The sequence below is a fragment of the Streptococcus sp. HMSC076C09 genome, from assembly GCF_001837905.1.
GTDB lineage: Bacteria > Bacillota > Bacilli > Lactobacillales > Streptococcaceae > Streptococcus > Streptococcus parasanguinis_I.
In genome coordinates this window covers 108,881-130,989 of record NZ_KV834647.1, presented here as the reverse complement: position 1 = coordinate 130,989, position 22,109 = coordinate 108,881, and the positions used below count along the sequence as shown (strand labels likewise).

Annotated in this window: 20 protein-coding genes; all 20 read right to left on the bottom strand. The window is 40.4% G+C overall.

Features of this window, described 5'->3' with window-relative positions; translation table 11 throughout:
• Positions 1 to 1,747 (bottom strand): GBS Bsp-like repeat-containing protein (locus tag HMPREF2704_RS07535; RefSeq protein WP_176745640.1); only part of this gene is annotated, 1,747 nt, incomplete at its 3' end.
• Between the two features lie 144 nt (positions 1,748 to 1,891).
• Complete coding sequence (locus HMPREF2704_RS07530) at positions 1,892 to 2,944, bottom strand: glycosyltransferase (protein ID WP_070846130.1); 1,053 nt, start codon at positions 2,942 to 2,944, stop codon at positions 1,892 to 1,894.
• Positions 2,945 to 2,954: 10 nt separating this feature from the next.
• Complete coding sequence (locus HMPREF2704_RS07525) at positions 2,955 to 3,947, bottom strand: stealth family protein (protein WP_070846129.1); 993 nt, start codon at positions 3,945 to 3,947, stop codon at positions 2,955 to 2,957.
• Positions 3,944 to 5,044 (bottom strand): UDP-galactopyranose mutase, encoded by a 1,101-nt coding sequence (glf, locus tag HMPREF2704_RS07520; RefSeq protein ID WP_045760006.1) that lies wholly within the window; start codon positions 5,042 to 5,044, stop codon positions 3,944 to 3,946. The genes HMPREF2704_RS07525 and glf overlap by 4 nt, the downstream gene beginning before the upstream one ends.
• Before the next feature lie 10 nt (positions 5,045 to 5,054).
• Positions 5,055 to 6,470, bottom strand: coding sequence for a flippase (locus HMPREF2704_RS07515; protein ID WP_070846154.1), 1,416 nt, complete (start codon positions 6,468 to 6,470; stop codon positions 5,055 to 5,057).
• Between the two features lie 2 nt (positions 6,471 to 6,472).
• The gene (locus tag HMPREF2704_RS07510) at positions 6,473 to 7,621 is read right to left on the bottom strand and encodes a polysaccharide polymerase (RefSeq protein ID WP_070846127.1); all 1,149 of its coding nucleotides are present in this window, start codon (positions 7,619 to 7,621) and stop codon (positions 6,473 to 6,475) included.
• A gap of 32 nt (positions 7,622 to 7,653) precedes the next feature.
• Positions 7,654 to 8,724: a glycosyltransferase family 2 protein gene (locus tag HMPREF2704_RS07505; RefSeq protein ID WP_045760008.1), complete on the bottom strand. Its 1,071-nt coding sequence runs from the start codon at positions 8,722 to 8,724 to the stop codon at positions 7,654 to 7,656.
• Entirely contained in the window at positions 8,724 to 9,689 is a 966-nt protein-coding gene (locus HMPREF2704_RS07500) for a DUF6625 family protein (RefSeq protein WP_045760009.1), read from the bottom strand. The genes HMPREF2704_RS07505 and HMPREF2704_RS07500 overlap by 1 nt, the downstream gene beginning before the upstream one ends.
• Entirely contained in the window at positions 9,686 to 10,327 is a 642-nt protein-coding gene (locus HMPREF2704_RS07495; protein ID WP_045760010.1) for a DUF1919 domain-containing protein, read from the bottom strand. Before HMPREF2704_RS07495 ends, HMPREF2704_RS07500 begins: the two co-directional genes overlap by 4 nt.
• A gap of 1 nt (position 10,328) precedes the next feature.
• Positions 10,329 to 11,477: a glycosyltransferase family 4 protein gene (locus HMPREF2704_RS07490; protein ID WP_070846125.1), complete on the bottom strand. Its 1,149-nt coding sequence runs from the start codon at positions 11,475 to 11,477 to the stop codon at positions 10,329 to 10,331.
• A 2-nt stretch (positions 11,478 to 11,479) separates the two neighbouring features.
• Positions 11,480 to 12,652, bottom strand: coding sequence for a beta 1-4 rhamnosyltransferase Cps2T (gene cps2T, locus HMPREF2704_RS07485; protein WP_070846123.1), 1,173 nt, complete (start codon positions 12,650 to 12,652; stop codon positions 11,480 to 11,482).
• A 38-nt stretch (positions 12,653 to 12,690) separates the two neighbouring features.
• A complete protein-coding gene (locus HMPREF2704_RS07480; RefSeq protein WP_049492609.1) occupies positions 12,691 to 14,067 on the bottom strand; it encodes a sugar transferase in 1,377 nt (458 codons plus the stop codon).
• Between the two features lie 18 nt (positions 14,068 to 14,085).
• Positions 14,086 to 14,778 (bottom strand): tyrosine-protein kinase, encoded by a 693-nt coding sequence (locus HMPREF2704_RS07475; protein ID WP_070846121.1) that lies wholly within the window; start codon positions 14,776 to 14,778, stop codon positions 14,086 to 14,088.
• A 12-nt stretch (positions 14,779 to 14,790) separates the two neighbouring features.
• Positions 14,791 to 15,486, bottom strand: a complete 696-nt coding sequence (locus HMPREF2704_RS07470; RefSeq protein ID WP_049472727.1) for a Wzz/FepE/Etk N-terminal domain-containing protein — start codon at positions 15,484 to 15,486, stop codon at positions 14,791 to 14,793.
• A gap of 44 nt (positions 15,487 to 15,530) precedes the next feature.
• Complete coding sequence (gene cps4B / locus HMPREF2704_RS07465) at positions 15,531 to 16,262, bottom strand: capsular polysaccharide biosynthesis protein Cps4B (protein WP_045760016.1); 732 nt, start codon at positions 16,260 to 16,262, stop codon at positions 15,531 to 15,533.
• Positions 16,259 to 17,728: an LCP family glycopolymer transferase CpsA gene (locus HMPREF2704_RS07460; protein WP_070506017.1), complete on the bottom strand. Its 1,470-nt coding sequence runs from the start codon at positions 17,726 to 17,728 to the stop codon at positions 16,259 to 16,261. Before HMPREF2704_RS07460 ends, cps4B begins: the two co-directional genes overlap by 4 nt.
• Before the next feature lie 468 nt (positions 17,729 to 18,196).
• Positions 18,197 to 18,802 (bottom strand): anaerobic ribonucleoside-triphosphate reductase activating protein, encoded by a 606-nt coding sequence (gene nrdG / locus HMPREF2704_RS07455; RefSeq protein ID WP_070846119.1) that lies wholly within the window; start codon positions 18,800 to 18,802, stop codon positions 18,197 to 18,199.
• A gap of 4 nt (positions 18,803 to 18,806) precedes the next feature.
• The gene (locus tag HMPREF2704_RS07450) at positions 18,807 to 19,307 is read right to left on the bottom strand and encodes a GNAT family N-acetyltransferase (protein ID WP_070846117.1); all 501 of its coding nucleotides are present in this window, start codon (positions 19,305 to 19,307) and stop codon (positions 18,807 to 18,809) included.
• A 317-nt stretch (positions 19,308 to 19,624) separates the two neighbouring features.
• A complete protein-coding gene (locus tag HMPREF2704_RS11255) occupies positions 19,625 to 19,765 on the bottom strand; it encodes a hypothetical protein (protein WP_003002079.1) in 141 nt (46 codons plus the stop codon).
• Positions 19,766 to 19,776: 11 nt separating this feature from the next.
• Positions 19,777 to 21,987, bottom strand: a complete 2,211-nt coding sequence (nrdD, locus tag HMPREF2704_RS07445; RefSeq protein WP_070846152.1) for an anaerobic ribonucleoside-triphosphate reductase — start codon at positions 21,985 to 21,987, stop codon at positions 19,777 to 19,779.
• Positions 21,988 to 22,109: the final 122 nt, after the last annotated feature.

The following is a 22,109-nucleotide window of genomic DNA, read 5'->3' as shown; positions in this document are numbered from 1 at the left end:
CTGCTACTGGGTTATTGTTTTCAATCGTCAGAACTCCACTTGGTCGAACGTAATCAACCGAAACTACTTTTTCAGAAATATAATGACGATTGTTAGAGTTGTCGACGATGTAAGCATCGGCACGATAGTTTCCTTTATCGCCCTTATGCTCACTTGCCTTAATCGTTACGCGATAGCTACCATCAGTTTGCTTAGTTGCCTTGTGCCAGATAAGATCATCTTGTCCATTTTCTAGACTCCATGATGGGACTAAAACTTCCTTAACACCTAGTGGTGCTGTGATATTAGTGATCACAGCGTCGAAAGTCCCTGATTTAGCATTATTATTTTCAATAGTAAAACTTGCTTTAGGTTTTAACTGCTCAGGTGCCTTACTAATGAATACTTGAGTCGAGGTTCCGCCAACACCTGTCAATTGCCCATTGTTTTGAACATAGTAAAGGTGGACATTGTAAAGACCGGTTGAGTTTTTATGGTCCGCTGCTTTTACATTGACGGTATAGGTCCCATTTGCTTGACGGTTGGCTGTGTACCAAACAAGGTCATCTTGACCACCTGTTTCTGACCAGATTGGTACAGAAACTGTTCGAACTCCATTTGGCGCCTTAACATTTGAGATGACAACGTCAAAGCGTCCCGCCATGGTATCGTTATTGACAATGTCAATTTTCCCACTTAAGCTGCCTTCTGTCGGGTCAGCTGCGGGTTTTGCGTTCGCTGTAAAGCGACCTGTATAGTCCACACTGTGGTCAAAGAGGTGTTTTCCTGGAAGCAATTCCGCTTGAGAAGTGAACTGCCAAGCGCCAGCTTTCCCATTGTAACGCAAGCTTTTCGCATCGTTTACAGACAGTTTTGGAGAAGGATATTGCGCAACCCAGAAATTCTGAAGGCCAAATTGAGCGGTGTTGACTGGACCTTTCTTGCGAAGATTGTTTTCATCCAACCAGCTGGCACTGGTGTAGAACATCAAGTTGGTGTAGCCATTTTTACGCATTTCGTCAGCCCAAGCTTGGGTGGTGCGGTTGATGTTTGACTGCATCTTGGCATCCTCAAAGTCATTGACCATGAGGGTGTTCTTTGGAAGATTCAAGCGTTGCGCCGCTGCGATATAGAACCGTGCTTCTGCACGCGCTGCTTCTTCAGAAGTATAGCGAGAGAAGTGGTAGGTCGATACTTGCAGACCAGCTGCTTGCGCATTGCGAATTTGGTTCTCCGCATTCGGGTTCTTGTACCAAGTATCTTCTGTCAATTTGACAACGACACCACCCACGCCCTTATTAGCTAGGGTACGGTAGTCGCCAATACTAATATCTCCGTTGTGGCTACTCACATCAACGAATGATTTTGGTTGAACGGCCACATCCGTCGAGCGACCAGCAGGAGCGTGAGCACCTGTGTTAAAGAAGGTCGTCCTTCCTGTATCAGACGGAAGAGGAGTTTCTTCTTTCTCAGTAGTCGATGCTTCCGTAGTCTTCTCTACAGATGGGGTCACACTTTCTGAAGCAGTGGTCTTGCTTACAGGTACCACAGCTGGTTCGGTCACATTTGCTGGTGCTGTGTAGTTGCTTGCGACTGGTGCGACTGACTTTTCAGTAGTTGCTACTTCTGGCGCTGTTTCAGCTTGGACTTGATTGCCTTCAGTAGTAGCGACTTCTTTTGAAACCAGCTCATCTGCACTGACTCCCTGAGCAGATACAGCCATCAAGACTGCCGCTCCGGCATAAAAAATAAGATCTTTCTTTTTCATATAAACTTCCCTTTATACAAATTTTATACGTTAATCATTTTACCACACGGTTTCAGCGATGAAAAGTTTTATACGGCGAATTTTTAAAATTAGTGATATTTTTTTGAAAAACTAAAAAAGAAGTCCGTCTGACTTCTTTTGATCTTATGCTAAATGATTTAACGCCGTCTTTAAGTAGTGACCATCTCGGATTTCCTGACCAACACGCTTGGCATTGTCCACCAAGTCTTGGTAATCAGCATCTGAAAGATTGTCGATTGTCTCCTTCAAATCATGGAGAGACTCTACTGCAATCCCGCAGCCCTTCTCAAGCACAAAATGAGACAAGGCTGACTGTTTCCACACGACAAGCGGGAAGCCCGATGCTAGATAAAGCGACGCCTTGTGGGAGTTGTTGTAACGGAGGTATTCTCCAAAAAAGCCACTACAGGTCTCAACGCTATCTCCATCCCAGACCAGACCAAAACCGCCCTCAAGGGCTGCAGGAAGTTCATCCGGTAGGAAGGAACCAAAGTAGGTTTCATTTGCAAGCGCTCTACTCTCATCAAAGCCAACACCATAAAGGTTATAAGACGGTGCTTCTGGAAGAGTATAAAGATAACCAGCTTTTTCCTTGGCCAAATTACCTGCCACAATTATCGGCTGGTCTTTTGTTTGGCCACTCTTTTCTTGAAAATCTGGAATCAAATAGTCAAAAATACCAAGGCTGACAATCTTGTCTTCTACAACCCCTTTATCCACTAAGACAGATTTCATAACCGGGTTGTGAGCAATAATTCCTGTAACACTACGGAACGTATCACTTTCAGTTAGTTTCATCCGTAACTTCATCCTAAATGGTAAGGTTTTATCATTCACAAAACGCAGTGTTTCCAAATCATGAACTAAAAAATAGACGTCCGTACCCCTGTTTTTAAGTTTTTTTAGTAAATGGTTAAGAAACAAAGAATGATGTAACAAAGGAAATTGAATTATGATCTCATCATTTTTCTTTAGGTCTTTGAAAGCTCTAAAGAGAGCTCTATATTTATGAATTTGTGCCCTAAGAACATTCATTTGATACCAGTCATCCACCAAAACTTTCAAAGGAGAATAACCTAATTTATTTAAAATGGCTTCAACGTCATTACGTGCTTTATTTCCCGCATTTTTAGCATTATTGTCGTGTAAAAATTCTTCTTTTAAATAGTATTTCATCTTTTACTTCTCATTTTTCATACGTTGATTTTTTAGGATAATATTCATTTAAAATTTGCTTGAAATGAATGATGTTTTCTTCCCTAAAGTCCCCATCATCATTGACACAAAGCAGTTTTTTACGTCTATCTGTAAAGATAGATTCCAGCTTATCCACTTGATTTAAACCAATTGTTTCTCCGAAATTTTTAGACATAGGATAAAACTGATTACTTTCAATTTGCCAATTAGAACAAACGTATTGATTGACGTCTACTCCATAGTCTCTAATTTTATTTCGTGACGTTTTATCTAATGTTGCTCCCTCAATTTCCCACAAATGTGCCAAAGTACTCTTCTTCATTGGAACAGGTAAATGTTGGTTCACGTATCCTGTCGGACCCCAAGGCAAGAGTAACAAGTTTTTCAAAACCAAGGAACCATAACGGAAATTAAAGAATTTCCAAGGCGAAGATTTCAAAGCCTTCTTATTAGGAAAATGCCGATAGATTAATTCAACGTTATTGTGATAAGTGTTCGTAAATGGTGACCATGGAACTAAAGCATCGTATACTGCTAAAAGCTTGGGTTGACCATTTTTATAAAAATCTGAAGGTTGACTATCTCTAATCAAGTACATATCATCATTGAAATACAAATAGTTCTCCGACAATCCTTCAATCCGATGAAGATTAAGCTCAATAGCCGCTGAATTATAGGTAGGTAGATATTCATTAGGCATAAATTCCTTATGAGTGACCAATTTAAGTTTTGGATGCTCCAAATTTAACCAGTCAGGCTTTTGCCCGTTGGTAATTAGATAAACATTATTCACCCAAGGAGCATGCTTTTCAATCATTCGAAACCAGTAATTAAAAATACCGTAATCACGATAACGTTGCTCTCCGTCGATTTCTTGGTCTATTTTTGACATTTGACCTGTCACGGCTTGTTTCTCGCGGATAAACTCAGTATCACTTCCGTCGACCCAAAGAACCACGATATCAATTTTTTCTTGTGTCATTTAATAAATTCTTTCTCAACGACTTCTAGAGCACGCTCAATAACCACATGCATATCGTAGTATTTATAGTCTGCTAGGCGTCCACAGAAGATGACCTTGTCATTTTTGGATGCTTCTTCTTGGTACTTGGCAAACATCGCATTATTCTTTTCATCATTGATTGGATAGTAGGGCTCATCGCCTCGTTTCCAATCAGCTGGGTATTCACGGGTAATCACCGTCTTCGGTTGAGTCCCATACTCAAAGTGCTTGTGCTCGATGATCCGAGTGTATGGAATTTCACGCTCGGTGTAGTTGACCACAGCATTACCTTGATGATTTTCCTCATCCAAAACTTCGTGTTCGAATCGAAGGCTACGATATTCCAACTCTCCATGCTTGTAGTCAAAGTACTGGTCGATCATCCCTGTGAAGACAATTTTTTCAGCTGAAGCTTCCAGTTCTTCACGATTAGCAAAGAAATCAACGCCAAGCTCTACTTCTACATCACCCAGCATGTTTTCAATGATGACATTATAACCACCAATTGGAATCCCTTGGTAACGGTCGTTAAAGTAGTTATTATCAAAGGTCAAACGCACTGGGAGGCGCTTAATGATGAAAGGAGGCAGGTCTGTTGCAGAACGTCCCCATTGCTTCTCCGTATAGCCCTTGATCAACTTTTCATAGATGTCCAGACCAATCAACTTGATCGCTTGTTCTTCCAAGTTCTTAGGCTCAACATCTTTCATATCCGCCGTTTGCTCCGCAATCTTGTTTTTGACTTCTTGAGGAGTCTTTGTCCCCCACATGGCATAGAAGGTATTCATGTTGAAGGGAAGATTGTAGAGTCTGCCCTTGTAATTAGCTACCGGTGAATTGATATAGTTGTTAAATTCAGCAAATTGGTTGACATAATCCCAAACCTTTTTGTTTGAGGTATGGAAAATGTGGGCACCGTACTTATGAACATTGATTCCTTCAACTTCTTCACAATAGATATTACCACCAATGTGGTCCCGTTTATCAATCACTTTTACTTTTTTGCCACGCTTGGTTGCCTCATGAGCAAAAATTGCCCCCGATAGACCAGCACCAACAATCAGATAATCGTACATAGTTGTCTCCCTATTTTTTTATTAATTGCTGTTTCAACTCTTTCACATTCACTACCTTGAAGAGTAAAATCAAGGTTCCATAGATGATCCCACCTAGGCCAGCATATAGAACGACATTCAGCGTCGGCGAAAGGTGGACGATGAACTTGACTAGTAGCAAAAGACCATACATGAGGCCTGAAGCGAACACAATCTTCATCATTGAGCCCATAATCGGCACTTCTTTAAGATAAGTTCGTGTGAAGTAGAGTTGAATCCCCCATACCAAAGCTTCTGTCAACACTGACACAATCGCAGCTCCAATAAAGCCCAGTTTTGGTAGGAAGATGAGATTCAATCCGACACTGACAATGGCAGGTACAGTAGTCGAAATCATAAATTCTTTATTTTTATTGTGAGGGATTAGAATTTGAATCCCCATGATATTGGTCCATCCGATAAAGAACATTCTAAAAATCATGATGGCAATGGCATAACGCGCATCCTGGAAGTCCTTCCCTAGGAAGAATTGAACAAAATCATCATTGACGATTAGCATACCGGCAATAATCGGGAAAATGACCAAATTATAAATCAAAAAGGACATTTGGTGCATCTTGTTAACAGCCTTTTGGTCCCCTGAGGATAAGAGGCTCGATACCCGAGGCAACATGACGCTGCCCAGTGAGGTCACCAAGGTCAACAAAATATTGACGAGTTTTAAGGCTTGGTCGTAAATCCCCACATCCTTTGTAGAGGCGAGAGCCCCAAGCATGGTCCGATCCAAGGTGACATAGAGGGAAATGGCGATCTGCGGTAGAAAGAGCAGAATGACCGGCTTTAAATGTACCCGTGCATAAGCCATATCAAAATGGGCTTTCCCAATGAACTCCCGAGCGGGTAGCCACATGCTGAGCTGACCTAAGAGCTCAAAGATGGTGAGCAAGAATACGTAGAGATACAGATCATTGGCAGATTTGACAAACAAGAAGATGGAGATGACTCCAACCAGTTTGACCGTGATATTCCGAACCGTAATCTTGCGAAAATCTTCTAATCCCTGAAAAAGCCAGGAAATATCGAGTCCCTTTGAAACCAAACTGAGTCCTAAGATATAGGCCACAGGGTTTTGCATAGAAGGAAGGGTTAGACATAAAAGAACATAGAGGGTAAGGGATAAAATCGTAGCCCCCAACTGAAGGGTATAAATCCCCCAGAAATTCTTTTGAATATCTTTCCGGTGTCCTGAAATCTCCTTAGTTCCATAATTGGCCACTCCTAGCGTCGCCAAAAGGAGAAAATAAGTAACAATGGAGTTGAAATAGCCATAGGTCCCCAAGTCATTTGAACTAAAGACCCGCGTCACATAAGGGGTGGTGATAATCGGCAAGATAATCACCAGTAACTGGTAGGAGAGATTATAGGCGTAATTTTTAAGAACTTTCATGATCATTCAATTCTATCTTTTATTTTGTATTGAACTGGCACAAGGCTAGCAAAAAGTGTAAAAATAAAAATATTATATCCTGGTCTTATCCAAAAAGCTTCTATCATACAATTAATTGTAATAAGCGATAATAAAGCTAAGAATAGGAACATACCCTGTTTATAAATTCTCTTTGATGCAAGTACATAAATCAATACCAGTAATACTACAGGAACAACTCCGTAGTAAAATAACATTTGAATATAAGAGGAATCTACATAGTTATAACTGTATACTGATTCTGTTGTGCCACCATATCCTATAAACTTAACCCCGGTTGCTCCAAACAAATGTAATCCATAGGTCTCTATTGCATTTTTCCCTAAAAATAACCTCATACTGAATAAGTTGTTCAAACTCACAAATAATGAAGAAGACCAGGTAAAGAAATACGATAAGTAAAACATTAAGAAAGAAAATATAGCTGCAAAATAAGGTAGGATCCCATAAATTTTAAATTTTCTTTCTTTAGTAACATACATAACAATAAAAATGACAGTTGCTACAAGTACAGAAAGGGCATTTAACCTAGCATCACAAAATTTGATGATAAAAAATGCTAAACTAATACCTACCAAGGTTCGTAGTATGATGAACCTTTTCCGTAGTACATATCCCCAAGCAATAAATAAATAAAAACAGTGAGACGCAAAGTCAGTTGGATAAATGAAACCAAAGGAATTTCTAATCACAAGGCCAGACGAACGGACCTGAGCAAATTGTAAATTAGGAATAACTCCCAGAATTGAAAGTAAGAACACTCCGAACACTATCGTTCCTGACACAATAACGTATGTTTTTAAGATAACATCAATATCTGCATCATATAATAACAAAATCAATAATGAATAAAGTAGGAAATTAGTCCCGCCCGTATGCATGAATACGACAAAACTTGTTAGTAGTAATAAAATAGCAGTTAAGATATAAAAGAACGTGAATTTTTTTATATACAAAAATCTAAAACATAATAATAATGAAAAACAGATTAATAAAACAACCGGAAGGTTTGGGATTATTCTGTTTAACATTGTTGTCATAAGAGTATCGTACCCAACAATGAGAGTCAATACTAGAATAACCAAAAGGTTCTCAAACTTAATTTTTAACATAATCCCTTTTTCTCTTAATAAAATAGCTACACCTATTTAAAAGCAATTTTACGTAAAATTGGATTCATTTTCATTTTTTCAATAAAGATGACTGTCCGAAATTTTCTTTTGGTGAGAAGATCAATACTCAATCTTCTAAGAAAAGAAGAAATATTTCGCTGTCTCAATAACGTCTTATAAGACCCAATAATTTGATTCCTGTTTCCTGAAAAGATATCGTAAAAAGCTTTATTATCGATAATAGATCGCAGTAATTTTATCTTTTCTTTCCTTCTCGCATTTAAATTAGAAATTTGAAAGGTTGCACTTACAATGATTTTTGTCTTAATTTCTTGAATTAACGTAGCATCTTCTAGTTGGAACTTTTTAAGTAATTTTTGCAATATTTGAAGTTCATCTAATTGAATTTCAATTCTTCTAGGATGAAAACTCGTCAGTGCAGAACCACTTCTACCTGCAATATAATTATAAAGAGTCGAATCAATAAAAAGAATGTTATCTAATTGTTGATAAACTTGGAAATTAAATAAAGTATCTTCTCCTATTGGTTTACTAGGAAACTTAATATTATTTTTTAGAATGAATTCTTTGTTATAGATTCTCGACCAAACATTATACATCATATCAGTTTTGAAAAGCTCTATAAATTTATTTCTAAATTCATTCTTTCCAAGAAGACCACAATGCGTATAAAAATGAGGGCGACAAGACAAAATAGTGTCCTTATTTTCTTTAATTTCATTGTAGCCAAAACAAAGAACATCCCATTTATCATTGAGGTTAGGAAATATTTTTTCAAAGAAATCCTCAGATACGAAGTCGTCTGGGTCCATAAAGTATAAATAATTCCCCCCCGAGAGAGAAATACCTAAATTCCTCGCTTCTGCCACTCCGTTATTTTCAATGTGACTAACAAAAATATTCGAAAAATTACTTTGGTACTCATCACAAATCGCACCACTTTTATCATTTGAACCATCATCAATTAGCAGAATTTCATATGTGATTGATGACGGTTGCAAAAGTATTGAATCTAGGGCTCTTTTTAAATAACCTTCAACATTAAATACGGGAACAATAATGCTCAAATCTATATTATCCATTAACCCTTCATCCTTAATTTATGACGAATAAACTCTAGTGTCCATTTCTCTTTTTTAAACTTCTTTAAAATTGTTGATTTAACATATGCCCAATAGAATTTATTTCTTGTTACTTCTAAAAACTCTTCCTTAGAAATCTTCTCTCCAATAACTAATTGATTTGGTATAACATAAAATGAATCTACTAGTCTAAACTCAGGACACTTAATCACTCTCTTTTGAAAATGTGCATATAGAGGACGATTAATCTCTATATTACCATCGATTAAATTTATTGATTCCAAACCATTTTCCTCTGACCAAAAATAATAGCGTTTAGGTTCATTTTCACCATATTCTCGAAATGAGAAATGACTAATATCGATATCATCAAAAAACTTATCTTGCAGTTGTTTGAAATTACTTTTTTCAAAAATCTTTTGGATACCGTTTGCCTCATCAAAAATAAAACTTTGCTCATTAGTGAAGACATTTTGATAATCCAATCGATAGTTTAAACCTTTACCAGACATAAATATACGATTAACTTCTTGTGAATTTTTAAATATTTGGAGGTGACCAAAAAGGCCATATCGAGCATAATCATTCTCAAAAAAGCTATGCTTTTCCAGAAATTGATAAATATCACCAAGTAAGACATCTGTATCACAAAATCCCCAGTAATCATACTCTTTTAATTCTTCTTCAAAAATAAGCCCGTAAGCAACCCTATAGTCACATAATTTGTAAGGTGTTTTGAGAGAAATTTTAAAATCAAACTTAGACTGGATTTTTTCTCTTAAATCATCAAAAGAAAGAGTTACAAATTCTATATTTTTAGCATTTAAAATTTCAAATTGGTCAACCTTTTGATCCGTATAAATTAAGAAATCAATTTTTTGATTACGTTTAGCAGTCAACAAAAAATAAGGAAAAAAGGTTGGAAGTTTTCCAAAATATGGAATAATTAGTCTTATCTTTTTCATTTAGTTAGATCCTCTCCACCTTTATTCAGCCAAGTTACAACATTAAAATAGCGATGATATGTTTTCAAGTCGATGCCAACGTGTCCTTGCTTTTCAGCTGATTTGAAATGAACTAAGGAAGGTAAATCACTATAATTCTTTGAAGAGAAAATAACCTTACTCTTGTATGGAAGCTCTTCGAACTCTTTCATCAATTCATAAGTACAAGCATCATTGTCATTGAACTTGAAATATAAATGATCCCAATGAATTCTTTCTAAACGACGGTTCCATTTTTGAATTGCTTCTTCCTCATCTGCATAATGCAGGAAATGAAGTTCAATATCATCAAGGAATGCTAGAGGATAGGCATTATCAAAGTCTTTGATATATTTTGATTCCTTAACAAATTTCAAAGGGATGTTTCCGCTCAAATAATGTTTTAAATTCTTAAGCATCTTAATGTAATCAGGTGAAAAGATAAACATCCCTACAAATGGCGTTTGGTAAGGTAAACCCAATTCTTGATAAACTTTTCCTGCCCAACAATTATCACAAATAATCGTGAAATTCTTATTCTTGAGTCTTCGCCGAGGAATAAAGTTAATAATTGGATAAACGATTGGTTTTAATTTGTTCTTAATTGTTTCAGTATTCATCTTAATATTTCTTATACAGCTCCGAAAAATTCAGAATATAACTTTGTAATGAGAAGAGTTCTTTTTGACGTTTGACCGATGCCTTACCAAATTGCTCTCTCTTATCGGTATTGTTAGCTAATTCTTGAATAGCCTTAGACAATTCTCTAGGCTGATTCGGTGTAGCAAGAAGACCGTTTTCGCCTTCCTTCACCATTTCACAGACACCGCCATGACGGTAACCCACTACAGGTTTACCACAAGCCATGGCTTCTAGCACGACTGTTGGTAATGGATCTGGATTGATACTTGGCAAGACAAAGATATCAAACATATTATAGAGTTCTGTCGTCTTGCTATAATACTCAATCCGCTTGATTTGGCTAGCTACTGGTGAGTCTGATATAGCCTTTTCCAACTCATCCACGCGCCACTCTTCCCCTTCAAATGCACTACCTGCTAAAAAGGCTACTGCTTTTGGATTAGACTTTAAGATTGGCCTCACAGCTTCTAGGAAGTCTCCTTGCCCTTTCCAGGCATTTACTCGACCAACCATTCCAATAACCAAGGCATCCTGTGCGATACCAAACTGGTCACGGACCGCGCTAGCATCCATCTCTTGATAAACAGCATTGTCAACACCATTATAGATGACTTGAACTTGGTCATTTTTGACAAAACGAGACTGCTTGACATGATTAGCTACAGCATTTGAAACTGTCACAATCTTATTCGCATAGCGCCCCATCAAAAAGTTGATAAAATCTGAAATGGCTTTTGGTTTGACAATAATTTCGTGCACATGCCAAATCAAAGGAAGTTTTAACTTCCACTTGAGGTAAATTCCTTCAAGAACCGCTGTGGTGTTGTTGTGAACAAGGGTAATCCCATTTTCTTTAGCATATTGAGCAATCTGTTTGGAGTAACGGTTATAAGAGCCAAAGTACTCAAGAATCCCTTTTGGATTAAAATATTTCCGGCGCAAGATTGGGTAATCAATGACTTTAACCTTAGCACCGACATCTTCTAGAGCACCCACTAAGACACCGTCGTTGGGTAAAATAACGTGTGCTTCAAAAGCATCTTTATCCAATCCTTTAATAAGCTCCAACAAAACCTTGTCAGCACCATACATTTCTGCACCAGCATGGAGATATAAAATTTTCTGCATTTCTAACCTTTAAATACTTTCTCGTAGTCTGTGACAATCTTTTCCCAAGTAAAGGCTTCAGAGATACGTTTACTTGATTTTTGATTAAGGTCTTCGATAGCTTGTACAGCCAATTGCTCAGCTTGATCAATGACACTTGCTAATTGATTTTTCTTCCAATAGAGAGCACCATCTTCACCTACTTCGCGGTTGAAACCAACATCTAACAACAAGTTGAGCTTGGTTGATTCCAAAGCTTCAAGAAGAGAGGGGTTGGTCCCGCCTACCTCATGACCATGGAAATAGGCAAAGGCATTCTCACGAATGTATTTGAGCAATTCTTGGTCATAAACAGTCCCTACAAACTTCACTCGGGGATCTTGATCAAATCCAGTATCTTTACGCAACTGTTCATAGAACTTGTTTTGTTCTACATTGGTAATCAGAACAAAATCTTTTTGGGAGTTTGACTGCATAAAGCCACGAATCATGGCCTCATAGTTGTTTTCCGGTACAAAACGTCCCACAACAAGGTAGTAATCCCCTTCAGTAACTTGCTTATCTGCAAACCAAGTCCGTACTTTCTCGTCTTCTTTACTCAGGATAGACTTGCTTGTATCGGTTCCATAAGCAATATAGGTCGTCTGTGGTTGATACTTAGCGTAATCCTTCTGAATATAGGCTTCGATATTCTTGCTGTCACAGATCAAAAGGTCGGCATGTTTGACCATGAGTTGTTCAGAAAATTTCCAGTATTTGCGAACTGGAAGACTCCACTTGGCCCGAAGCCACTCATGACCATCCGGATTGACCATCAGAGTCCCTCCGATAGCCTTGATTTTCTTTTTAATTTTTGAGATAAAAGGACCAATCCGGCAAGCTAAGACATAGAAGATCGGAGCCTGGTCTTTGTTTTCTTTTGCGATTTCAATGGCCTTGTTGAGGGCTGCAATATCATAAGCAATGGCACGCGCAGGACCGATATTAGGGACATCAATGTTGTAACAGATTGCACCGTTATGCTCGAAAGTATCTGCAGTAATCCCTGATTTGGCTGAGTTCTCCCGCATACAAGCTACATAATACTGGATATTTTTATCTTGTTGGAATTCCGTCAACTTCTCAACAAAGGTCTCAAAACCACCATATTTTGCTGGAATCCCTTTGGAACCAACGATATAAATTGATTGTGTCATTTTTCTCCTAACATGGAAAGGACGAAGTAGGCATTTTCCTACTTCGCTCCTTCTTTTCTAAGTACAACCTTCACGGTCTTGAGCAGGATCTGAATGTCTCTCCAGATCGTCCAACCATCCATATACGCAACGTCGAGTTTGACCACTTCGTCAAAATCAGTAATCTCACTGCGTCCGCTCACTTGCCAAAGGCCTGTAATCCCTGGCTTGAAACTGAGTCGGCGTTTTTGGGCTGGCGTATAGTCTTGGTATTCGTCTACCGTTGGAGGACGAGTTCCGACTAGACTCATATCACCGATCAACACATTGTAAAATTGTGGTAATTCATCCAGACTGGTCTTACGGATAAAGCGTCCGATTGGTGTGACCCGTGGATCGTTTTCCATCTTAAACATCCCACCCGTCATGGTGTTTTGCGCCATCAGATCTTTTTTAATCTCTTCGGCATCCACGCGCATGGAGCGGAATTTATAGAAATTGAAATACCGTCCGTTCTTTCCGACCCGTTTTTGTACAAAGAAGGCAGGGCCGCCATCTTTACGGATTAGAGGGACCAAAACGATACTCACTAGTCCACAAATCAAGAGACCAAAGAGGGCTCCCGCAATATCCAAGAGACGTTTGGCAAATACGTGGCTCGGTTTGTAGAAATTGGTTGAGAAAGTGACGACACTTAGTCCCCCGACTTCTCGAACCCGTTTATTGCCCAAAGAAGCGAAGTTAAAGGCATTGAGATTGACCGATACATCGATCCCCATACTCTCAAACTCCGAGACGAAGTCACTAATATTGTAGTCCTCACTTGGCAGATTGATAAACACTTCATCCACCACTTCCTTGGTCACAAAGTTCATCATTTGATCCGGCTGCACCACCCGTACACCCGAATGGGTAAAATCCGTATCGTCCATGACGGTGACACCGATCAATTCCCCATGATAGAGGCTGGGCGAATGCAGAATATCAAATACCTTTTCCATCCGACTAGTCGCTGTAATCAGGAAAATCTTTCGCGAACTTTTCCGCCGTGGTGAAACAGACTTCCGGTATCTCTTGAGCAAGAGATCCATGATGTAGACGGAAAACGTATTGAAAAGAAAGAAGTAGATCATCCCCCGACGAGAAATGGAAAAGACCCCGTCGAGCATAAAAGAGGTAAAGGTGATTCCAACAGCGAAAAATACATTGTATTTCAAGACCTGAAAGAGCTCATCTAGATAGCCTCTGCTGTAAAAACGATAGGCAATATTGCTAATGTAGAAGGCTACAAAATGCAAGAGATAGAGAATGGCAATTGTCTGCGACGTGTATTCTGCATCCTTAAAAAGACTCACAATGTAAGCTGAAAATAGGACAGCCAAACTTTGAAAGAGAACAATATTTAGTTTTTCCAGTTCGATTCTTTCTTCTCCCATTTTCCTCAATCCTATTCTTTACTTTTTCCCGTACTCTCCGTAAGATCCATATCCACCGTATGAACCATACTCAGCAGCTTTAATGTTAAATTTATTGAGCACTACTCCCAAGAAAGGTGTGCCTGTTTGTTCTAATTGATCCTTGGCCTTTTGGACAGCCTTGCGTCCGTTGGCACCAGATTCTGTGATCAAGACAGTTCCATCACAGCGTTGGGCGATAATGGCCGCATCGATCACGACCCCGATTGGAGGCGTATCGACAATGATGTAGTCAAAATGCTCACGCAGGGCATCCATCATCACAGTATAGTTCTTGCTTTGCAAGAGACCTGTTGGGTTTGGCGCTACTTGTCCAGACTCGATGATATCCAAGTTTGGAAAATCAGTCGCATACAAGATTTGGTCCAATTGACTACGGCCAGATAAGAAGTCGGTCAAGCCTTGGATCTTAGTACGGCTACGGAAAATCCCTGTCATGACAGAGTTCCGGATATCACAGTCTACCAAGAGGGTCTTGTAGCCCGCACGCGCAAAGGCAACGGCCAAGTTGGTTGAAGTGGTTGATTTCCCTTCATTTTCTTGAACAGATGAGATGGCGATGACTTTTAAGTCTACCCCACTCAATTGGATATTCGTCGCAAGGGCATTGAAGTACTCTTCTGCCTTCCGAACTTCTTGCAATTTATTTTTTGAAATTTCTAACGTATTCATGCGATCCCCAGTCTACAGTTTCTTAATATCTGGCACAATACCAAGCAAGGTTAAGCCCATCAACTCTTCGATATCTTCTGGTCTCTTAACACGATCGTCCAAGACTTCTACTACGACCATGAGCACCACCATGAGGCCTGCTCCAGCAATAAAGCCAAGAAGGACATTGCGTCGGATATTTGGTGAAGAAGGTGATTGAGGCACTTCTGCTTCATCCAAGGTTGTAACATCTGACACCTTGGTCACAGAAATGATCTTTTCAGCCGCTACATTCCGAAGGCCATTGGCAATGCGAGCCGCTTCTTTTGGATTTCCATCCTTAGCCGTGATCGAAAGGATACGAGTATCTGTCGGAACGGATACACTGATCTTTTTCGACAACTCAGCTGGTGTCATATCGAGTTTCAATTCTTCGATGGCTTGGCTCAAGACATTTTGAGAAAGAATGATCTCACGGTAGTCCTTAACCAAGTAAGAACCAGCCTGCAAATCAGAGTTTGTCAAGGCATTGTTGTCTTGGTTTTGACGACTGACCACATAGATCCGGCTAGTACTTTGGTATTCTTTCTTGGCTAAAAAGGCACTGTAGCCAAATGCTGCAATGGCAAAGACAAGAGCGACCAAAACGATCGAAAACTTGCGTTTCCATAGGGTCTTCAGCATAGCGAAAACATCAATTTCCACTGCTTGATTTTCTTGATTGTTCATTTCCTAATTACTCCTTCATGTGGATCTCTCCACCTGTTTTCTGGTTAGATTAATTCATCCGCTAACAAGAGTTCTTGATTGCTGACAAAGAGAGCTTGTGCTCGTTGTTCTCCGTATTCTTCCTTGATCAAGCGATAGGCTTCTGCCATATAAGGCGGTCGTTTATCCACATTGTGCATATCACTGGCCACAAAGTGCACCAAGTCTTTTTCTAAGAAGTACCGAGCTCGTTTTTTGAGTTGTTTTTGTTCATCCCCAAAGAGGCGAGGCTTGAGAACACTGGAACTATTGATCTGCATGTAGCAGCCCATGTCAATCATCTCTTGCACGCGCTCCTCATTTTTCTCCAAGCACTTGTAGCGCTCGATATGGGCCACCACCGGTGTCACACCTAGATGGAGCAAACGGTCCAAGGCCGTATGGATCTCCTTGTAAGGTGTTCCCATGCTGAATTCAATCAGCGCAAAGCGCGTCTCAGCTAAACGTGGAATGATCTTTTCTTCCAGTTTTTTCAAGACATCATTGGTAAAGTAGATCTCTGCCCCGTAATGAATCGTTAAATCTGGCGCGACTTCTGCCGCAATTTTTTTCACTTCTTGAAAATTTTCAGAAATCTTTTCTTCTGGAGTTTCAAACATCCCCTTGCGACGATGAGAAGTGGAGATAATGGTCCGTACCCCTTGGCGATAGCTTTCTTCCAATAAGGCACGTGTATCTTCTCTTGTCTTTGGTCCATCATCCACATCAAAGACGATGTGCGAGTGGATATCAATCATTTTTCTTTTCCTTCCATTACTTTTTGAATGGTTTCCTTAGCCTTGGTCAAGCTGGCTTGATCCAACTCCATGACATAGAGGTTGGATCCAGGCATAGCATAAGACGGCAAGTCATTTCGTCCTTGACCAGTAATCGCTTGAGATGTCACCTCATAAGAACCACCCGTTTCTAACTGGGTATTGATCAAGTTCATCATAGTCGGCAACTGCATATTGGTTTGGACAGAATCTTGGAGGTTTCCGATAATCTCGTTGTAGTTGCTTAAGACCTTAGTTGAGGTCAACTTTTTGATAATGGCCGCAATGACTTTTTCTTGGTTTTTCCCACGGTCATTGTCGCCACCTTGGAGTGAGTAGCGTTCGCGAACAAAACCGAGGGCTTGCTCTGAATTCAAATGAACCTTTCCAACCGGGAAATGGAACTTGCCATGCAGGCTCGTGAATTCTTGGTCATTTTCCACATCGATCCCCCCTAGAAGGTCAATCAACTTGAGGAAGGAGGTGAAATTGAGACGAACATAATAGTTAAGCTTGATATCATAGAGATTCTCAAGGGTATGGATCGAAGCATCCACTCCGTAGATCCCCGCGTGGGTCAACTTATCGTTCTGGTTGTTACCACCATCTGCAATCGGTACATAGGCATCCCGTGGAGTCGTTGTCAATAGGACTTGCTTGGTCTTCCGATTAACCGTCATGATGATATTGACATCTGAACGAGAAACCGAGGTTACCGGACCATAGGTATCGATCCCGCTGACATAGATGTTAAAGACATCCGCATTGGCAGACACCTTGCTCGTCGCTGCCACTTCTTTTCGGACCTTGTAGGAATAGATTTTCTTCAACTTCTTCGCATAGTCCGCATCTTCTGCGGCAATGGTATCCTCAAAGGTACTGTTGAGGACCATAGCAGAAGCATTCCCTTCTTGCAGGCTCTTATAAGCATCTAGATAAGTCGGGGCATCCACTACAGAAATTTCCTGACCCTTGGTCTTTTTGATGTTGTCCAAGAGGGCAGTGAGATTGGCTTCGTTATTATTGCCCTTTGGTGCCACCACTTCCTTGATTTCTTTGATATCTTTGATGTCACTGTCTTTCTTGACATAGACAGCCATCTCAAATTCTGTATAGTTAGAGTGGCCATTGACATTACTGGTCAGATTCAGCAGCTGTTGACTAGCAAACAAAACTCCTGAACTAGCCAATAAACCGACAAGAAGCAGGACCAAAGTTGTCTTTTTGGCCTGATTTTTGATCACAAACCAAGCTGACAAGAGCAAGAGAAGAGCTAGTAGTGCAATCACGAGAACATTGACATAACGAAAAGCCAAGATGTTATTGGCCAACATGGTATAGGTCGCCCAACTTGCAGTCATAAGCAAAAAAATAAGCAATACGGAATTAATGATTCGCAATTGCCCCCACTTATGCTCTGAACGACGACTCCGTCTCCTTTGTGACATAAATACCTCCAATTAGTCCTAATCATATTTATTGTAACATATTTTTAGCAAAAAATGCATTAATTATCACTTTTTTGTCCGTTATGGACATTCGGAAAGTAAGCGCTTTCTAAAACAAGCAAAAATCCCTTGTATACTTATGCAGAGAATCTAAAAAACCGGGCGAAAAACCCGGTTTGAGAATGTAGACAAACTGTTTTTTACATCAAACAAGTTAATGAATGCCTAACAAATTAAAATGAGATGCTTTTTAGGCTTATTCAATCATCTACTGAAACTTTCCGCCGTGAGAAAAGTGCTAGAAACACTATTGTTTCTAGCACTCGGGAGTTTTGAAACTTTAGGTTCAAAACTAAGTCATGGAACTTCTTCGATGTTCGCTGACGTCCGTACTCACCTAAGGAAAGTTTCTAAGATGACTCTGTCTTCAATCTGAACCGGGTGAAACACCCGGTCTTTTTGAAGATCCTACAAAAGATCATCTCGTTTGACCTGCTCAAAACTTTCTTTGCCGTCATTGAGCTTGTCCCAGATGACGACTTTTCCTTCTTTGAGGGATTTTTGAACATCAATGATCCGCTGATTAGAAGACCCTCGGAACTGCAACATAAGGTTGCGTTTGCTCTTATCATAGCGGCCATCAACCAGAATATCAATCAGTGAGAGAAGCTCTAGTTTGTCTGGTGTCTCCAGCATCATTTCTTCCCAAGTGTAGCCAGTCCAAGACCAAATATCTTTGTCGGGCAACTCTTTTCTCACGCGCTTGACCAAGGGCAGAAGGATGCCGGTGTTGAGAAAGGGTTCCCCCCCAAGCAGGGTCAATCCCTGAACATAAGGCTGGGCAAGATCTGCCATAATCTGTTCTTCCAACTCTGGTGTATAAGGAATGCCTGCATTGAAAGACCAGGTCGCTACATTGTAACAGCCCTCACAGTGAAACATGCAGCCGGCCACATAAAGGGAGTTGCGGACTCCTTCGCCATCGACAAAGTTAAAAGCCTTGTAGTCGATGATGCGCCCTTGACTCAGTTCTTCACTCTTCCATTCACCTGGTTTAGGTGTATTCCATGTCATCCTTCTACTCCACTTCTATCCAATAACGCTCCGTTCCATTTCGAACATCTTCAAATTGACCGCCATTAGCTAAGATAACCGCTCGGCTGGCAGGATTTTCCGTGCTACAAGTCACCAGAGCACGATGGATGTTCTTTTCTTTAGCTACTTGCAAACCTTGACGGAGAGCCTCCTTGGCATAACCCTTGCCTCTTTCCGAGGGACGGATGGAGTAGCCAATATGACCAGCATAATTCAGCAATCCCTCATTTAGTCTCAGCCGTAGATTCAAAAAACCTAAAGCATGACCTGATTTATCAAACAATACGAACTGAATTGATGGAACGCGATTTTCAGGCAAGTTTATTCCCATTTCTTTATTAAGGTTAGTTTCTAGCCACTCCTCATAATCAAAGTTCTCAGCATCCCAAAAGCCGCCGTCGTGGGCCGACTGGGTCTCTTCAAACTCTGCCATCATCTCTAAAACTGTTTCTTTATCTGCTAATCTTGGTCTGCGTAGTTCCATATTCCCCTCCCCATACGAGAAAAGCGAGAGCGAACTCTCACTTCACAATATAAACAAATATTTTTAATAAAATGAGTTAATAAATACTGAAACAATAAGGTGACGCTTATTTATTAAACTTTTTCAAGAATCTACTGAGACTTTCCGCCGTGGGAAAAATGCCTGAAACCAACAAGTTTCAGGCATCCGGAATTATTGAGACCTTAGGCTCAATAATTAGTCATGGAACTTCGTAGAAGTTCGCTGACGTCCGTACCCACCCAAGGAAAGTCTCAAAAGAGAATTCCATCTTCAATATGAAGCGAAAATTCTCACCTTTATTTTTTCTTATTCTTATTTAAAAATTGTTCTCTCAGGCTAGCTACTCGGTCTTTTTTATTGATTCCACCCTTTGAATGCTTCTCATGGAATCGTTGAACCTGAGCCTTACCCTTATCATCTAATTGGTATTTTCCCATAATGTCCTTTTCTAATCTGTCACTTGGTGTCCAGCTGATTTGATAGTGGATCCATTCATGTGTTTGACACGCGCAGCGATTTCCTTATGACGGCCATTGACCATCGGACGAGCTTGCGGGTTTCCTAGATAACCACAGGTCCGTTTGACCACATCAACCGTTTTCGGATCGCTATTGCCACAGTTTGGACAAGCAAATCCGCGCTCAGTCGGCGTGAAGTCTCCCTCAAAATCACACTTGTAACAACGGTCAATCGGCGTATTAGTTCCGAGATAACCGACCCGGTCATAGGCATAATCCCAAACCGCTTCAAGGGCTTTTGGATTTTGTTGGAGCACAGGGTATTCACAATAGTGGATAAAGCCACCAGAAGCTCCCGCTTCAGGATAAACTTTTTCAAAATCCAACTTCTCAAATGGCGTTGGGTTCTTACGAACATCGTAGTGGAAACTATTGGTGTAGTATTCCTTGTCTGTGATATCCGGGACCTTCCCAAATTTCTCCGTATCCAAGCGACAGAAGCGGTCTGTCAAGCTTTCTGACGGTGTTGAATAAATAGAGAAGTGGTAATCATACTGGTCAGACCATTCTTCCACGCGCGCTTTCATATCCTTGATGATATCGATCGTGAATTGTTTGGCTTCTGGATTGTGTTCCCAATTTGGACCATAAAAGACGGTTGCAACTTCATAGAGTCCGATATAGCCAAGAGATACGGTTGCTCTGCGATGACGGAAGAGCTGATCTACCTGGTCATATTTGCCCAAGCGTTTTCCGAAAGCGCCATACTGGTAGAGAATCGGTGCATTGGCTGGTGTCGCTTCTTTGGTGCGTTCCACCCGGTAAACCAAGGCATCTTCAGCGATGTTCATCCGTTCATTAAAGATTTGCCAGAATTTCTCCTTGTCTCCGCCCGATTCCAAGGCAATCCGAGGTAAATTGACCGTCACAACCCCTAGGTTCATCCGGCCAGAATTGACTTCCACACCATTCTCGTCCTTCCAACCTTGAAGGAAAGAGCGACACCCCATGGGCACCTTGAAGGAGCCTGTCAATTCGACAATCTTGTCATAAGAGAGGACATCTGGATACATGCGTTTCGTAGCACATTCCAAAGCCAATTGCTTGATATCATAGTTAGGGGTTCCAGGTTCTAGGTTGAGCCCCCGCTTGAGGGTAAAGATCAGTTTTGGAAAGATAGCTGTCCGATGTTCCGATCCAAGTCCCTTGATTCTAATTTCCAAGATCGCCTTTTGGATTTCCCGCTCGAAGCGATTGGTTCCAAGACCAAAACCAAGCGAAGTGAAAGGAGTTTGCCCGTTTGAAGTAAAGAGGGTATTGATCTCATATTCTAGCGATTGCATGGCATCATAGATGTCTTTTTGAGTCTTACTCCAAGCATAGTCCTCTTGCTTTTCAGGAAGTACCCACTCTTTGGCATCCGCTAAGTGTTTTTGGTAGTTCTTTTCTGCATAAGGGGCCAAGACTTCATCGATCCGGTCTGCTGAACAGCCACCATACTGACTAGAGGCCACATTGGCAATAATCTGCGAGATTTGTGCCGTTGCAGTTTGGATAGACTTAGGACTTTCGACTTCTGCATTCCCGATCTTAAAGCCATTTCTGAGCATGCCTTCAAAATCGATCAAACAGCAATTGGTCATCGGTGTATAAGGGCTATAGTCCAAATCATGGTAGTGGATGTCCCCTTTTTGATGGGCATTGGCTACGTGTTTGGGCAACATTTTGAGACCAATAGACTTACCAACAATCCCCGCCGTCAAATCCCGTTGCGTATTAAAGACATCGCTGTCCTTATTGGCATTTTCATTGACAACCGCTTGGTCCTTATTAAGGAGTTTTCCAATCGTAAAGTTGATATCCGTTGCTTTTGAGCGCTCAAAATCCCGCTGCGTCCGATAAGTAATATAGCTCTCTGCGATGGCATATTCATTGGCTTGAAGCAATTCATGTTCGACGACATTTTGGATCTCATAGATCTTCACACCATTTGGAAAACGTTCCAAGATCTCTGCAATCACGCGATCGACAATGGTTTCTAGCTTGGCTTCCAGCACAGGAGTGAGAGAAGTCACTTCTTCTGTCGCCTTCAACAAGGCTTTATAAATTTTTTCAACATCGAATTGAACACGGCGGCCATCTCGTTTTTCAACAAAAATATCCGGGGCCATTCTCAGTTTTTCTTCTCTCAAGGTGATCATACCAAACATGCCTCTCTTCATTTATTTACATACAAGTTGTATTATACCACTCCAAAAATAAAAATCAATATCTTGTGGAAAATTTTATAAAAAACTTTCTAAAGCACAAGATATTGATTTTC